The sequence below is a fragment of the Allobosea sp. NPDC055353 genome (assembly GCF_053644975.1).
Map to the genome: position 1 here is coordinate 118,001 of NZ_JBSHMC010000003.1, position 15,463 is coordinate 133,463.

Genomic DNA, 15,463 nt, shown 5'->3' on the forward strand with positions numbered 1-15,463 from the left:
ACCGGGAGGCGGGGCATGAACACCAGCACGCTCGCCGTCGCCCTGCTCGCCATGTTCGCCGTCGGCGGCGTGGTCTATGCGCTTTTGTATCCGACGTTGAGCGGCCAGAAGCGCGCCGAAAAGCGGCGCAAGGAATTCGCCGGGCCGAGCATGGTTCGCGGCATCGACCGGGAGGCACAGGCGCGCCAGAAGCGCGGCCAGGTCGCGCAGAGCCTCAAGGAGCTCGAGGACCGCGAGAACGCGCGCAACAAGGTCCCGCTCGAGCAGCGCATCGCCCAGGCCGGACTGACCTGGACCGCCAGGAAATATTACGTGATCAGCGCGGGCGTCGCAGCCGTGCTCGGGCTCACGCTGTGGCTTGCGAGCGGAACCTGGGTCCTCGGTCTCGCCGGTCTCTTCATCGGCGGCTTCGGCATCCCCGCCTGGTTCCTGAAACGCTGCAAGATCAAGCGACTGAAGAAGTTCGGGGCCGAGTTCCCCAACGCGCTCGACGTCATCGTGCGTGGCATCAAGGCGGGCCTGCCCGTCAACGACTGCCTGCGCATCATCGCCAACGAGGCGGTGGAGCCGGTGAAGAGCGAGTTCAGAATGATCATCGAGGGACAGGCGCTGGGCCTGCCGCTGTCGGAGGCCACGGTCAAGCTGTTCGAGCGGATGCCCTGTGCCGAAGCCAATTTCTTCGGAATCGTCATCGCCATCCAGCAGAAGACCGGTGGCAACCTGTCCGAAACCCTCGGGAACCTCTCGCGCGTGCTGCGCGAACGCCGCAAGATGCGCGACAAAATCCAGGCCGTGTCGACGGAGGCGAAGGCCTCGGCGGCGATCATCGGATCGCTGCCCCCGATCGTGGCATTCCTCGTCTGGCTCACCACCCCGAAATATATCGAGCTTCTCTGGATCACCAATTCCGGCAAGGTCGCGCTGGTCGCGAGCGGCCTGTGGATGCTGATCGGCATCCTGGTCATGCGCAAGATGATCAACTTCGAGATCTGAGGCGGACGATGATTTCCCAGATCGCCAGCGCCGTCACCAATCCGCAGTTCATGCTGGGCCTGCTGGCGGCCATCGCGGCAGCCGCGACCGTGCTGACGATCGCGATTCCGCTGACCGAGGGCAACAGCCTCCAGAAGCGGATGAAGAACGTCGCAACGGAACGCGAGAAGATCCGCGCCCGCGAGCGCGAACGGCTCAACCGGCAGAACGAGAAGGTCTCGCTGCGTCAGGAGCCGAAAGCCTACATGCGGCGCATCGTGGAGCGGTTCAAGCTCGGCGACTGGCTCGGCACCGAAAACGCCAAGAAGCAGCTCGCCATGGCCGGCTATCGCGGCCCCCAGGCCGAGGTCACCTTCCTTTTCTTCCGCCTCGCCGTGCCGGTCGGGCTGTTCCTGCTGACACTGTTCTACGTCTTCGCCATCAACGGTTTCGGCCAGCCCTTCGCGGTCAAGATCGCCATGGCCATCGCCGGCGCCTATATCGGCATCAAGGCGCCGGAGGTCTTCCTGACGAACCAGGCCGGCAAGCGGCAGGCATCGATGCGCCAGGCCTTTCCGGATGCGCTCGACCTGCTGCTGATCTGCGTGGAAGCCGGCATGTCGATCGAGCATGCCTTCCGGAAGGTCTCGGGCGAGATCGGCAACCAGTCGGTTCCGCTGGCGGAGGAATTCGCGCTGTGCACCGCAGAGCTCTCCTATCTCTCCGACCGCCGCATCGCCTACGAGAACCTCGCGCTCCGCACCGGCCTCGAAAGCGTCCGCTCGGTCTCGACGGCCCTGATCCAGGCCGAGCGCTACGGCACGCCGCTGGGAACCGCGCTGCGCACGCTCGCACAGGAAAGCCGCGACCAGCGCATGAACGCGGCCGAGAAGAAGGCGGCCGCGCTGCCGCCCAAACTCACGGTGCCGATGATCCTGTTCTTCCTGCCGGTGCTGTTCGTCATCATCATGACGCCCGCGCTGATTCAGGTCTTCAAGTGGAAGTAAGGGCGACGCGGTCGCCATCTGTGCGACCTGGGCGCGCGGCGGCGATCCAGAACAATTCCTGGGATCCCGGAATTGCTCTGACCTCCCCGTTTCAGCATCGGGCCCGATGACGAAGAAGGCCGGAGCCCTGGGGCTCCGGCCTTCTTCGCTGCGGCGCGGATTTTGTCGAGCGCGCCGATCCCTAAAATGGCGGTTCAGGCGGACGGGGCTGCGGCCGGCGGCGAACCCGCTCCGCGCACCGGCGGCGGCTGCCTGGCGGGCGACTGGGCCTGGCCCGACTGGACTTGGCCCGACGGGGCCTGGCCATTCTTGCCACCCTTCAGCATCTCCCAGCTGTTGCGCTGGCTGACGCTGCGCTTGAGATAGGCGATCGTCTGGGCGGCTTCGGCCGGGCTCTGGTCGCGTCGCGCCCAGGTCTCCGCCTCCCCGAAGCGGCCCTGCAGGCCGAGGACCAGGACGAGGTTCTGACGGACGCGGGCATCGGCGCGCTCGGAGGCCGCGGCCTCGGCGAGGACGCGCTCGGCCTCCGGCAGGTTGCGCGAGAGGGCGAGCGACAGCCCGTAATTCGACATGATCGTCGGCTCGTTGGGCGCGAGCTTCAGCGCCGACTGGTAGATCTGCTGGGCGCGGGTGTGATCGCCCAACTGGTCGGCGACCGTGCCTTGCGCCGACAGGATGCGCCAGTCCGGACGCTCGGGCGAATGCGCGCGCGAGAGAACGTCGTCCGCCTCCCGCAGGCGCCCGTTATCGGCGAGCGAACGGCCATAGGCGCCAAGAAGCTCGCGATCGTTCTGGTGGATGAGGACGGCGCCCTGAAGCACAGCCAGGGCCTGCGCGTTCTGGTCGAGGCTGCGCAGCGCGCGCGCATAGTAGAAGGCGGCGTCCCGGGCCTTCGGATTGGCGTCGTAGCGCTTCGCCCAGGTTTCGCGCTCGGCCTGCCAGTCCGACGCGGTGCGCGGCTGGCTCGCCTGGCTGCGGCCGATCGAGCCGGTGATGTCGCCCGGGCCGCCGCGCCCCTGGCAACCCGCCAGGACGAGCGCCGCAAGACAGACCGCGAGGCCGAGGCCGGCCCGCGAGCCGCGACGGGCCTCGGGAGCGGACAGGGGCTGCACCGAGGCTGCAAGGCGGACTGAGGAATGGGGCCGTGCTGAAGAAGACATGGGCTGGATCGCCTCCCGAACACGGGTCGTCTGGATGGGTTTGTCTGGTCGATCCGGTGATAAAGCGTTAACCCTAATGCATTCTTAATCGCCGCCCCGATGCTCCCGCTCGAAATCGAACACCGCTCGTGCACAGCCTCCTGACCGCCACCGCCGCAGGCACTCCCGTTCACGCCGTCTCGACCGGCACATGGCCCACCCTTCAGGACCAGTTGTCGCCGGCCAACCGCAGCTTTGCCCTCGCCCAGGGTTTCGCCGGCCGTGCCGGCCAGCACTGCCTGCTGCCGGATCCGCAAGGGGCCATCGCGGCCGTCCTGCTCGGCGTCGACACCACCGGGCGCCGGCCCGATCCGTTCGCGCCGGGTCGCCTCGCCGCAGTGCTGCCGGCCGGCGACTACGCGCTGTCCGGCGCTATCGACGATCCGGCGCTGGCAACGCTGAGCTGGCTGCTGCAGGGCTACCGCTTCGACCGCTACCGCAAGCCGAATCCGGCGCGCGCCCGGCTGGTCGTGCCCGACGGCGTCGACGGCGAGGAGGTCAGCCTGATCGCCGAATCCGCGATGCTGGCACGCGACCTCGTCAATACCCCCGCCAACGAGCTGGGACCGGGCGAGATCGAGGCGGCAATCCGCGGGCTCGCGGCCGAATGCGGCGCGGCGGTCGCCAGCATCGTCGGCGACGACCTGATCGCCCGCAATTTCCCGATGATCCACGCGGTCGGCCGCGCCTCGACACGCGCGCCGCGGCTCGTCGACCTGGTCTGGGGCGACCCTGCCCATCCCAAGGTCACGCTCGTCGGCAAGGGCGTCGCCTTCGACACGGGCGGTCTCAACCTCAAGCCCGACGCCTCGATGCTGCTGATGAAGAAGGACATGGGCGGCGCGGCGGCGGCGATCGCGGCGGCGCGGATGATCATGCTGGCGAAGCTGCCGGTGCGGCTGCGGCTGCTGGTGCCGGCCGTCGAGAATTCCGTGTCCGGGAACGCCTTCCGGCCCGGCGACGTGCTGGCGAGCCGCAAGGGCCTCTCGGTCGAGATCGGCAACACCGATGCCGAAGGCCGGCTGATCCTGGCCGATGCGCTGACGCTGGCCGATGAGGAGGCACCCGAGCTGCTCGTCGATTTCGCGACGCTGACCGGCGCCGCACGGACCGCGCTCGGCCCGGACCTGCCGCCGTTCTACACGCATGACGAGAGCCTCGCCGCCGAGATCGCGCGCCTCGGCATGGCCGTGAACGACCCGGTCTGGCGGCTGCCGCTCTGGCCGCCCTATGACGGCCTGCTCGATTCCAAGATCGCCGACGTCAACCATATCTCCACTGGCGGCATGGCCGGCTCGGTCACGGCGGCCCTGTTCCTCAACCGCTTCGTCGAGAAGACGCAATCCTATGTCCATTTCGACATCTATGCTTGGAATCCCTCGGCCAAGCCGGGGCGGCCGGAGGGCGGCGAATGCCAGGGCGCGCGGCTGATCCATGCGCTGGTGAAACAGCGTTTTTGATCCCGCATCGGCTGGTCCGAAAACCGGTCTCCTCTTTTCGGGCCGATGCTTCATCCGCGCGGTTAAGGCTGATCGGCAAAGGCGATTGCGCGGCAGCCCCGCCGGGATAATGATACGGGTCCGTAACGATCTGGACCCGTTCATGCCCCTGGAGATCAGGCCTTCGCAGGCGCTCAAGCTGTGGCGGCAGGTGCATCTCGATCTGGTGCGGGATCACGATGCCGATCTCTCGGCCCGCCAGACCGCGATCCTGCTCACCGTCTATCTCGAATTGCCGCCGCATACGGTGCGAGGTCTCGCCCAGCAGCTCGGCGTGACCAAGCCAGTGATCACCCGCGCCCTCGATACGCTCGGCAAGCTCGGCCTGCTGACGCGCAAGCGCGACGAGGCCGACCGTCGCAATGTCGTGATCCAGCGCACCGTCGCCGGGGCGCTCGCCGTCGAGCGTCTGGCTGACCTCGTGACCGAGCATGCCAAGGAGATCGGCGGAAGCTGAGGCCTCTCCCGAACCGTCTCCCGCCACGCTAGATTGCCGCCATGACAGCGATTCTCGACCGCCGCATCCATGCCTTCCGTCCCGATCTCGCCGCGCGTGCGCTGACGGGCCAGGTGGAGGCCACCCGCTTCGCCGACCCGCAGGCGATGCGCATCGTCGCGGCCTCGGCCCCGGTGCGTCGCGAGCCGCGCCCGGACGCCGCGCTCGATACCGAGGCGCTCGCGGGCGAGCTGGTGCAGGTCTATGAGCGCGAGGAAGGCTGGGCGTGGGCACAGCTCGCCGATGACGGCTATGTCGGCTACATCCCCGACGATGCCTTGCGCCCCGACCAGCAGGCACCGACGCATCGCGTCGCGGGCTTGCGGACCTTCGTCTATCCCGGCCCCTCGATCAAACTGCCGCCGCTGACGGCGCTGTCGCTTGGCGCGAGCATCACTGTGGTCGAGAGCAAGGGCGATTTCGCCGTGCTGGCCGATGGCGGCCATGTCTTCGCCGCCCATCTCGCGCCGCTCGACCAGCCCGAGCCGGATTTCGTAGCGGTCGCTGAGCGCTTCGTCGGCGTGCCCTATCTCTGGGGCGGCAAGACCAGCCTCGGGCTCGACTGCTCGGGGCTGGCCCAGCTCAGCCTGGCGGCAGCCGGCATCGCCGCGCCGCGCGATTCCGACATGATGGAAGCGACGCTTGGCCGGCCGGTCGAACTGCGCGAGGACCTGTCGGGGCTCCAGCGCGGCGATCTCGTCTTCTGGAAGGGCCATGTCGGCATCCTGACAGCCCCTGACACGCTGCTCCATGCCAGCGGGCATGTGATGAGCGTCTATCGCGAGCCCCTGCGCGAGGCGCGCGACCGCATCCGCGCCAGGAGCTTCGGCGAGATCACCAGCATCAGGCGGCTGGCCTAGCATCCGGATCTACAAAAACGCCCGTCATCCCGGGCGTAGCGAAGCGCAGATCCGGGATCCATTCCTGAACCTTTATTGGAGGCGCTCCGGCATGGATCCCGGATCGGCGCCGCTATCGCGGCTTGTCCGGGATGACAGCCGCCCTTTGTAAGGCCTGAAATTCAGGCCATCCCCTTCAGACGATAAAGCGCTTCCAGCGCCTCGCGCGGGGTCATCTCGTCCGGCTCGATCCCTGCGAGCGCCTCGCGCAGGCCGTCCGGCTCGCCCTCGTCGACGACCGGCGCCGGCCGGCGCTGCGGCACGGCGAAGAGCGGGAGGTCGTCGACCAGCGAAGCCACCGGCTTCTCGCGCTCGGTCTTCTCCAATTCGCCGAGGATGGCACGCGCACGCTCGACCACCGCCGGGGGGAGGCCTGCGAGCTTGGCGACCTGGATGCCGTAGGAGCGATCGGCCGCGCCCGGCACGACCTCGTGCAGGAAGACGACCTCGCCCTTCCATTCGGTGACGCGGACGGTCGCATTGGCGACGCGGTCGAGCCGGTCTCCGAGCGCGGTCAGCTCGTGATAATGCGTCGCGAACAGGCTGCGGCAGCGATTGATCTCGTGGAGGTGCTCGATCGCCGCCCAGGCGATGGAGAGGCCGTCGAAGGTCGCGGTGCCGCGCCCGATCTCGTCGAGGATGACCAGCGCGCGCGGGCCGGCCTGGTTCAGGATCGCGGCGGTCTCGACCATCTCGACCATGAAGGTCGAACGGCCACGGGCGAGATCGTCGGCGGCGCCGACGCGCGAGAACAGCCGGTCGACGATGCCGATATGCGCAGAGGTCGCCGGCACGAAGGAGCCCATCTGGGCGAGCACGGCGATCAGCGCATTCTGGCGCAGGAAGGTCGACTTACCGGCCATGTTCGGACCGGTGATCAGGCAGATGCGCCCGCCCTTGGCCTCGCTGGCCGGCGGCGACAATTCGGTTTCGTTGGCGACGAAGGGTTTGCCGTCGCGCTTCAGCGCCGCCTCGACCACCGGATGGCGGCCGCGTTCGATGGTGAAGGCCACGCCGTCATCGACCTGCGGACGGCTCCAGCCCTCGCGGGTGGCGAGATCGGCCAGCGCGGCGGCGACGTCGAGCTCGGCCAGCGCCAGAGCGGCGGCCTTGATCGGCTCGGCCTGGGCGAGCACGGCCTCGCTGAGCGCGGCGAAGATCGCGAGCTCGAGCTTCAGCGCCCGATCGGCAGCGGAGGCGATCTTGGCTTCGAGCTCGCCGAGCTCGACCGAGGAGAAGCGCATCGCGTCCGACATGGTCTGGCGATGCACGAAGGTCGCGCGCCAGGGATCGCGCAGGAATTCCTCGCCGGCCGCCTGCGGCACCTCGACGAAATAGCCGAGCATGGCGTTGTGCTTGATGCGCAAAGTCCGGCAGTTGGTCTCGGCAGCGTAGCGCGCCTGCAATTGCGCGATGACCTTGCGCGAGTCGATCTGGAGCAGGCGCAATTCGTCGAGCGCGGCGTCAAAGCCCTCGCGCACGAAGCGGCCGTCGCGGCGGTTGAGCGGCAATTCGTCCGCTAGCGTCGCATTGAGGCGAACCGGCAGGTCGGGATCGCTTTCGCCGAGAGCCCGCATGGCGCGCGCAAGCTCGACCGGCAATTCGCCGCGCCGGACCAGCAAGGCGGCAATCGCGCGGGCCGCATCGAGCCCGGCGCCGAGCGCCGCGAGATCGCGCGGGCCGCCACGGTCGAGCGAGAGGCGCGCCAGTGCGCGGGCGACATCCGGCACCTTCTCCAGGGCGGAACGCAGATCCTCGCGTAAGCCGGCATCCGCGACGAGCAGCTCGACCGCATCATGACGCGCCGCGATGGCAGCGGGGTCGGTCAATGGGCCGGCGAGGCGTTCGGCCAAGAGGCGCGCACCGCCCGGCGTCACCGTGCGGTCGATCGTGGCGAGCAGGCTGCCCTGGCGCTCGCCGCCGAGCGTCCGCGTCAGCTCCAGATTGGCGCGGGTCGCGGCATCGATCAACATCGTCGCCGAGCCGGCATCGCGCACCGGGGCCGAAAGCGGCGGGCGGGCGCCGAGCTGGGTGCGCTCGACATAGGCCAGCGCCGCACCGGCCGCCGCGATCTCGGCCCGCGTGAAGGCGCCGAAGGCATCGAGCGTGGCGACGCCGAAGAACTCCTTCAGGCGGCGTTCGGCCGAGGCCGCATCGAGCCCGTCGCGCGCCAGCGGCGTCACCGGCACCGAAATCTCGCGCCAGAATTCCTTAAGCTCGGGATCGTCATGGATGGCATCCGGGCAGACGATCTCGCGCGGCTCCAGGCGGGAGAACTCGATTCCGAGCCGCTCCTGCGGCGTCTCCATCACGGTGAAGCGGCCGGTCGAGATGTCGATCGCGGCGAGCCCGTAGAGCGAGGCCGCCTCGCCGGTCTTGCGGCGCGCGACAGCGACCAGCAGGCTGGCCCGGCCGGGTTCGAGCAACCGTTCCTCGGTGATGGTGCCGGGCGTGACGAGGCGCACGACATCGCGCTTCACCACCGATTTGTTGCCGCGCTTCCTGGCCTCGGCCGGGTCCTCGGTCTGCTCGCAGACGGCGACGCGATGGCCGGCGGCGATCAGGCGCTGGAGATAGTCGTCGGCACGCTCGACCGGCACGCCGCACATCGGAATGTCGTCGCCCTGATGCTTGCCGCGCTTGGTCAGGACGATGCCGAGCGTGCGCGAGGCGATCTCCGCGTCCGTGAAGAACAATTCGTAGAAATCGCCCATCCGGTAGAACAGCAGGCAGTCCGGGTTGGCGGCCTTGATCTCGACGTACTGCGCCATCATCGGCGTGACGCGGTCGGCGGCCGCAGCCGGGGGGGCGGGACGGGCTGGTTCGGAAGAGGAATTCTGGCGCATTGCGCGGCACGCTAGCAAAATGCCCGGGCAAGGCCATCCGTTAGGACGGCTTTCAACAATTGAAAGCAATATTCAGGCGCCGAATCAGGCCAGGGCCTCCACATTGCTGCTGATCAATCTCGCCGAGAGCCTGTTCTTCCTGCTGCTGGCGGGATTGCTGCTGACCGTCGCCACGCCCCGGCTCGGCAATCGGGCCTGGCTGCGTCAGGTCATCGTCGGCATTCTGTTCGCGGCCGGCGCCCTGGTCAGCATGGGCAATCCTTTCGAGCTCCAGCCCGGGCTCGTGGTCGATTCCCGCAACAGCTTCGCGATCCTCGCCGGCCCGGTCGGCGGCCCGATCGCCTCCGTCCTGACGGCTGCGCCGCTCGTCGTGATGCGTTATCTCGGCGGCGGCGTCGGCATGGTGACGGGCATCACCGGCATCCTCGCCCGCGCCCTGATCGGCATCGCCTATGCGCTGTGGCTGGCGCGCCGCCGGCGGCCGCTCGGCATCAGTGACCTCGCCGCGCTGAGCGTCATCGACGCCCTCATCCTGATCGCCTCGGTGGGCTTCATCCCCGGCGCGGCCGGCGAACGCTTCCTGCGCGAAGCCGTTCCGGTGATGATCCTGGTCGGGACCATCGGCATCTTCCTGACCGGCATCATCGTCATCAACGACAGCGAAAGGCGGGAGACGGCCTATCGCCTGCGCACGCTGATCGACCGCGCCCCGGGCACGCTCTACCAGCGGGTCGTGCGGCCGGACGGCACGCTGACCTATCAGTTCGCCTCCTTCGCCATCGACAAGTTGCTCGGCATCACCAGGGAAGAGGTCGAGCGCGATCCCGAGACCTGGCTCGGCAAGCTCCTGCCCGAGGACCGGGCCCGCTTCGAGCAGCAGCGGCGCGACCAGCAGGACACCGAGACGCTCTGGCGCTTCGAGGGACGCTATCACGCGCCCGATGGCGGCATCGTCTGGCTGCGCAGTGAATCGACCAAACGCCGCCTGCGTGACGGAACGCTGGTCTGGGACGGCATCCTGCTCGACATCACCGCCGAAAAGACGCTGGAAACCCGCCGCGGTGAGATCGAGACGCTGCGCAAGACGACCCTCGACGCGCTGGCTGGCGATCTGGAGCGGACCGTCGGCAAGGCGCTCGGCGATGTCGGCGCCTCGCTGCGCGGCATGCATGAGGCTGCCGGCCAGATGGTCGAGAACGCCAACAAGACGACCCAGCGCGCCGAAAGCGTGACGCAGGAGGCCGGCAGCGCCTCGCGCCGGATCGGCAGCGTCGCGGTCGCGGCCGAGGAGATCGAGGCCTCGATCCGCGAACTGACCCAGCAGACCAGCCATGCCGACGACACCGTGCGCGCCGCCGCATCCTACGTCCGCAGCACGCGCAGCGACGTCGCCGGGCTGACGGAGGCCGCCGACAAGGTCCGCGCCGTGCTCGACTTCATCGAGGAGATCGCCGCCCGCACCAATCTGCTCGCCCTCAACGCGACGATCGAGGCGGCCCGCGCCGGGGCGGCCGGACGCGGCTTCGCGGTGGTGGCCGGCGAGGTCAAGACGCTGGCCGAGCAGACACAGAAGGCGACCCGCGACATCGCGGAGACGCTTGCCGATATCCGCGGCGCCGCGGCGACCGCCTTCGAGGCCGTCGCCCATATCGAGGGCACGATGACGACGATCGAGCAGACCTCGGGCGCGATCGCCGCCGTCGTCAGCCGCCAGGCCGGCATCGCCTCGACCATCGCCGCCGATGCGCAGGCCGTTGCATTGAGCGCCGATGCCGTCACCGTCAATGTCGGTGCCGTCGGTGTCGAGGCGCGCGTCACCGGCGATGCCGCGATCCATGTCGCCGATGCCGCCCGCAAGGTCGACGAGGAAACCGAGGCACTCGACCGCTATGTCGCGGATTTCGTGCGCAGCATGCGCACGGCCTCGCGCGCCTGACCCGCGCGGGATATCGTTCGGCTACGACAAGGGTTCTGTGAAGCACTCGCCGCTTGTGATCCCGGGCGCCGCCGCCTTATGGTCGGTACCCCTCGAGGAAACGCACAAGAAAAGACGCTTCGATGAACGACCGTCCGACGACCAAGCGCGCCCGCCCGACCTTCACCGACCAGGAGGCCCTGCTGTTCCACTCGCAGGGACGGCCCGGCAAGCTGGAAATCGTGCCGACCAAGCCGATGGCGACGCAGCGCGACCTCTCGCTCGCCTATTCGCCCGGCGTGGCCGTACCGGTGCTGGCGATCGCCGAGGACCCGTCGCGCGCCTATGACTACACGACGCGCTCGAACCTCGTCGCCGTGATCACCAACGGCACTGCGATCCTCGGCCTCGGCAATCTCGGCGCGCTCGCCTCGAAGCCGGTGATGGAGGGCAAGTCGGTCCTGTTCAAGCGCTTCGCCGATGTCGACTCGATCGATCTCGAGGTCGATACCGAGGACCCGGACAAGTTCATCGACGCCGTGCGCTATCTCGGCCCGTCCTTCGGCGGCATCAATCTCGAGGACATCAAGGCGCCTGAGTGCTTCATCATCGAGCAGCGCCTGCGCGAATTGATGGACATCCCGGTCTTCCATGACGACCAGCACGGCACCGCGATCATCGCCGCCGCCGGCCTGATCAACGCGCTCGACATCACCGAGCGCGACATCAAGTCGACCAGGCTCGTCATCAACGGTGCCGGCGCCGCCGCCATCGCCTGCATCGAATTGCTGAAGGCGATGGGCTTCAAGCCCGACAACGTCATCCTCTGCGACACCAAGGGCGTGATCTACCAGGGCCGCACCGAGGGCATGAACCAGTGGAAATCGGCCCATGCCGCCGTCACCGACCGGCGCACGCTGGCCCAGGCGCTGGACGGGGCCGACGCCTTCTTCGGCCTGTCGCAAAAGGGCGCGGTGACCCCGGAGATGGTGGCCTCGATGGCGCCGAACCCGATCATCTTCGCCATGGCCAATCCCGATCCGGAGATCACGCCGGAGGAGGTCCACGCCATCCGCGACGACGCGATCATGGCGACCGGCCGCTCGGACTATCCGAACCAGGTCAACAACGTGCTGGGCTTCCCCTTCATCTTCCGTGGCGCGCTCGACGTGCGCGCGACCACGATCAACATGGAAATGAAGATTGCGGCGGCCGAATCCCTGGCGATGCTGGCGCGCGAGGACGTGCCCGACGAGGTCGCCGCCGCCTATCAGGGCGCGCGTCCGCGCTACGGCAAGGACTACATCATCCCGGTGCCGTTCGATCCGCGCCTGATCCATGTCGTGCCGATGGCCGTCGCGAAGGCCGCGATGGATTCAGGCGTGGCCGGCAAGCCGATCGTCGACACCACCGCCTACAAGGCGCAGCTCTCGGCAAGGCGCGACCCGATCGCCGGCACGCTCAACCGCATCTTCGAACGCGTGCGGCGCTATCCCAAGCGCGTCGTCTTCGCCGAGGGCGAGGAGGAGCAGGTCATCCGCGCCGCGGCTTCCTTCGTGGCGCAGGGGCTTGGCCATGCCATCCTGGTCGGCCGCGAGGACCGCATCACCGAGGCCGCGACCTTCCTCGGCGTCGACCTCGAAGCCAAGGGCATCTCGATCCAGAATGCCCGGCTCTCGCACCGCAATGCCGCCTATGCGCAGTATCTCTACGAGCGGCTGCAGCGGCAGGGCTATCTGTTCCGCGACTGCCAGCGCCTGATCAACCAGGACCGCAACCATTTCGCCGCGGCGATGGTGGCGCTCGGCGATGCCGACGCGATGGTGACCGGCGTCACCCGCAACTACTCGATCGCGCTGGAAGAGGTCCGCCGCGTCATCGACGAGAAGCCGGGCCACCGGGTGATCGGCATCTCGGTCGTGATCTCGCGGGACCGCACCGTCCTCGTGGCGGATACCGCGATCACCGAGATGCCGACCGCGCGGCAGCTCTCGGAAATCGCGATCGAGGCCGCCGGCGTCGCGCGACGCCTGGGCTATGAGCCGAAGGTCGCGATGCTCGCCTTCTCGACCTTTGGGCATCCGGCCGGCGAGCGTTCCGAGAAGGTGCGCGAGGCCGTGGCGCTGCTCGACGGCCAGCGCGTCGATTTCGAGTATGACGGCGAGATGGCGGCCGATGTCGCGCTCAATCGCGAGGTGATGAGCCAATACCCGTTCTGCCGCCTCTCGGGGCCGGCGAACGTGCTGGTGATGCCGGCCTTCCACTCGGCCTCGATCTCGACCAAGCTGCTGCAGGAGCTTGGCGGCGCGACCGTGATCGGCCCGCTGATCGTCGGCCTCGACAAGCCGATCCAGATCGTGCCGCTCGGCGCCAAGGATTCCGACATCGTCAACATGGCCGCGCTCGCCGCCTTCAATATCGGCGGCTGACCGACGGACACTTCTGCCGGGTTCCTCATGGGGCCTATTCGCCGCAGCGGCTTGTGCATTGCCACTGAGGCGCTATCTGTCGGGCGGAGCTTGAACCCGAGCCCCGCCCGCCACCGCGCCGCCGCGACCCCGCAGCGTCGCGCAACCCCGAGAGCGCATGTCGTTCGGCCCGCATGAGCCAGGAATGCCCCTGCGCAAGCGCAGCCGCTGGTGGTGGCTCGGCCCGCTGGCGAGCTTCGTCATCTTCGGCGCCTCGCTGGTCGTGCTCTGGCATATCATCAGCGGGATGGAGCCGGGCCAGCTTGCCGGCGCCTTCGCCAATGCCAGCCTGCGCCAGCTCGGCCTCGCCGTCGCCTTCACCGCGCTGAGCTATCTGCTGCTGACCGGCTACGACAAGCTGGCGCTGCGCCGGCTCGGCCTCTCGATCCCCTATCGCACCACCGCGCTCGCCTCCTTCACCAGCTACTCCGTCTCGTTCACGCTCGGCTTCCCGATCGTGACCGGCGGCACGGTGCGCTACTGGATCTATTCGCCGAAGGGGGTGCGCGCCTCCGAGGTGGCGAGCCTGACCGTGATCGCCGGCATCACCTTCTGGCTCGGGCTCGGCGCCATCCTCTGCGCCAGCCTGATCTATTCGGCCGATGCGGTGGCGATGCTGGCCCGGACCTCGCCGCTGGTCGTCCAGATCGTCGGCGGGCTCGTGGGCCTCGGCATCCTCGGCTATCTCGCCTGGATCGCGACCGACGAACGCACGATCCGCGTGCGCGGCTGGAACCTGCACCTGCCCGGCCTGGGCACCACGCTCGGCCAGATGGCGCTCGGCGCCTGCGAGGTCTGCGCGGCCGCCGCCGTGCTCTTCGTGCTGCTGCCCGGCGGCTACGGCCTGGAATATCCGACCTTCCTGGCCGCCTATATCTTCGCCTGCCTGATCGGCATCGCCAGCCATGCGCCGGGCGGGCTCGGCGTGTTCGAGGCGACGATGCTCGTCGCACTCAACCGCTTCCCCTACGAGCATGTGCTGGGCGCGCTGCTGATCTTCCGGGTGGTCTACTACATCCTGCCCTTCATCCTGGCGCTGGTGCTGCTGGCGCTGAACGAGATGATCCGCCGCATCCGCCGCCACGAGCCCTAGGCGGTTGCCGGCTTGGTCCTGGCCAGCCCCTTTGTCATTCCGGGGCTTCGCGCAGCGAAGAACCCGGAACCCACGACTGGGTAGACCGCCTGCAACCCGACATTGGGTATCTCACCCAGTCGTGGGTTCCGGGTTCGCGCCTTCGGCGCGCCCCGGAATGACAACCGTTTCGCTCGAAACCGCTCCGATCAAACGGCCGCAGCACCCAGATGCTTCCCTACTTCACCGCCACGATGATCAGCAGGAAGGCCAGCATCAGCAGGAGCAGCCGGAAGCTCCAGTTGATTTTGCCAAGCTGCTCGGCAGCGGTTTCCGGCCAGTCATCCTCGGTCTCATGGGCGGGAGCCGGCACGGGATCGGGGGTCGGCGCGGTCTCGATGGCGACCGGATGTTCGCGAGGCCGCCACTCGATCGTCTCGATGAAGCCGTGCGCGGGCTGGGCCGAGCGCCCATCGGCGTCGAGGCCGAGATACCAGTCGAGCGGCTCGCCATTCCTGCGCCCGCGATCCTCCTCGCGGATCCAGAGGCTCGTCGTGGCGCTGAGCGAGATCTTCTGCGCCAATCCGGAAAGCAGGTCGGCTTTCAGCGCCTCAAACACGGCGGGTGCCAGAAAGGCCTCGGCGAAGGGCTGCGAGGCGCCGTCCTCGTCGCGATAGCCGAGCATCAGGAGGAGACGTGGCTGCTCGCCAGCCTGCGACAGCGGGCGCAAAGTCAGGGCGATCGGACCGGCCTCGCCCTCGAGTCCGGCGCGGCGCAGGCCGCCATCGACAACCGCAGCCTCGGCGAGGAAGCGCCGGCTTTCCTGCAGACGGCCGTCGCGGCTCTCGAAGCCGCCGACGAAACGCAGGCCCGAAGCCGTCAGGCGGAAGCGCCGCGCCGCATCCTGGACATAGCGGGTCGCCAGACCCTCGATCGCCATCCGCCCGTCGCTGACGGAGACGCTGCGCGCCACGCCTGATTCGTTCATGTTTCCGTCCTGTTTCGCCGCGACGATAACAGCTCAGACTGCCCGCGTCAGGCGACGGGCTCCTGACAGCGTCACGCCGATGCCGCAGGATAAATGCATCCT

At 68.4% G+C, this 15,463-nt stretch carries 11 protein-coding genes; 8 read left to right on the plus strand and 3 right to left on the minus strand.

Annotated elements, in window-relative coordinates; translation table 11 throughout:
* Positions 1–15 precede the first annotated feature (15 nt).
* Positions 16–993, plus strand: coding sequence for a type II secretion system F family protein (locus ACWIEX_RS21095; RefSeq protein ID WP_454034915.1), 978 nt, complete (start codon positions 16–18; stop codon positions 991–993).
* Between the two features lie 8 nt (positions 994–1,001).
* Complete coding sequence (locus tag ACWIEX_RS21100) at positions 1,002–1,979, plus strand: type II secretion system F family protein (RefSeq protein WP_454034916.1); 978 nt, start codon at positions 1,002–1,004, stop codon at positions 1,977–1,979.
* A gap of 194 nt (positions 1,980–2,173) precedes the next feature.
* Here ACWIEX_RS21100 and ACWIEX_RS21105 read toward each other — a convergent pair whose 3' ends face one another.
* Positions 2,174–3,091 (minus strand): tetratricopeptide repeat protein, encoded by a 918-nt coding sequence (locus ACWIEX_RS21105; RefSeq protein ID WP_454034917.1) that lies wholly within the window; start codon positions 3,089–3,091, stop codon positions 2,174–2,176.
* A 176-nt stretch (positions 3,092–3,267) separates the two neighbouring features.
* On the opposite strand from ACWIEX_RS21105, the gene ACWIEX_RS21110 reads away from it, so the two are divergent.
* The 3 genes from ACWIEX_RS21110 (at position 3,268) to ACWIEX_RS21120 (ending at position 6,033) form a co-directional block, all read left to right on the plus strand.
* Positions 3,268–4,638 (plus strand): leucyl aminopeptidase family protein, encoded by a 1,371-nt coding sequence (locus tag ACWIEX_RS21110; RefSeq protein ID WP_454034918.1) that lies wholly within the window; start codon positions 3,268–3,270, stop codon positions 4,636–4,638.
* Between the two features lie 142 nt (positions 4,639–4,780).
* Positions 4,781–5,134 carry a MarR family winged helix-turn-helix transcriptional regulator gene (locus ACWIEX_RS21115; protein WP_061971679.1) on the plus strand — a complete coding sequence of 118 codons (354 nt, stop codon included), beginning with the start codon at positions 4,781–4,783 and terminating at the stop codon, positions 5,132–5,134.
* A gap of 41 nt (positions 5,135–5,175) precedes the next feature.
* Positions 5,176–6,033, plus strand: coding sequence for a C40 family peptidase (locus ACWIEX_RS21120; RefSeq protein WP_454034919.1), 858 nt, complete (start codon positions 5,176–5,178; stop codon positions 6,031–6,033).
* A 161-nt stretch (positions 6,034–6,194) separates the two neighbouring features.
* On the opposite strand, the gene mutS is transcribed toward ACWIEX_RS21120, so the two are convergent.
* Complete coding sequence (mutS, locus tag ACWIEX_RS21125) at positions 6,195–8,918, minus strand: DNA mismatch repair protein MutS (protein WP_454034920.1); 2,724 nt, start codon at positions 8,916–8,918, stop codon at positions 6,195–6,197.
* A 103-nt stretch (positions 8,919–9,021) separates the two neighbouring features.
* Between mutS and ACWIEX_RS21130 the strand changes: the two genes are divergently transcribed.
* The 3 genes from ACWIEX_RS21130 to ACWIEX_RS21140 all read left to right on the plus strand — a co-directional run bounded on the left by ACWIEX_RS21130 (position 9,022) and on the right by ACWIEX_RS21140 (position 14,394).
* Positions 9,022–10,854: a methyl-accepting chemotaxis protein gene (locus ACWIEX_RS21130; RefSeq protein ID WP_454034921.1), complete on the plus strand. Its 1,833-nt coding sequence runs from the start codon at positions 9,022–9,024 to the stop codon at positions 10,852–10,854.
* 122 nt (positions 10,855–10,976) lie between these two features.
* A complete protein-coding gene (locus tag ACWIEX_RS21135) occupies positions 10,977–13,262 on the plus strand; it encodes an NADP-dependent malic enzyme (protein WP_454034922.1) in 2,286 nt (761 codons plus the stop codon).
* Between the two features lie 184 nt (positions 13,263–13,446).
* A complete protein-coding gene (locus tag ACWIEX_RS21140) occupies positions 13,447–14,394 on the plus strand; it encodes a lysylphosphatidylglycerol synthase domain-containing protein (RefSeq protein ID WP_061971670.1) in 948 nt (315 codons plus the stop codon).
* 217 nt (positions 14,395–14,611) lie between these two features.
* Here ACWIEX_RS21140 and ACWIEX_RS21145 read toward each other — a convergent pair whose 3' ends face one another.
* The gene (locus ACWIEX_RS21145; RefSeq protein ID WP_454034923.1) at positions 14,612–15,361 is read right to left on the minus strand and encodes a hypothetical protein; all 750 of its coding nucleotides are present in this window, start codon (positions 15,359–15,361) and stop codon (positions 14,612–14,614) included.
* Positions 15,362–15,463 lie beyond the last annotated feature (102 nt).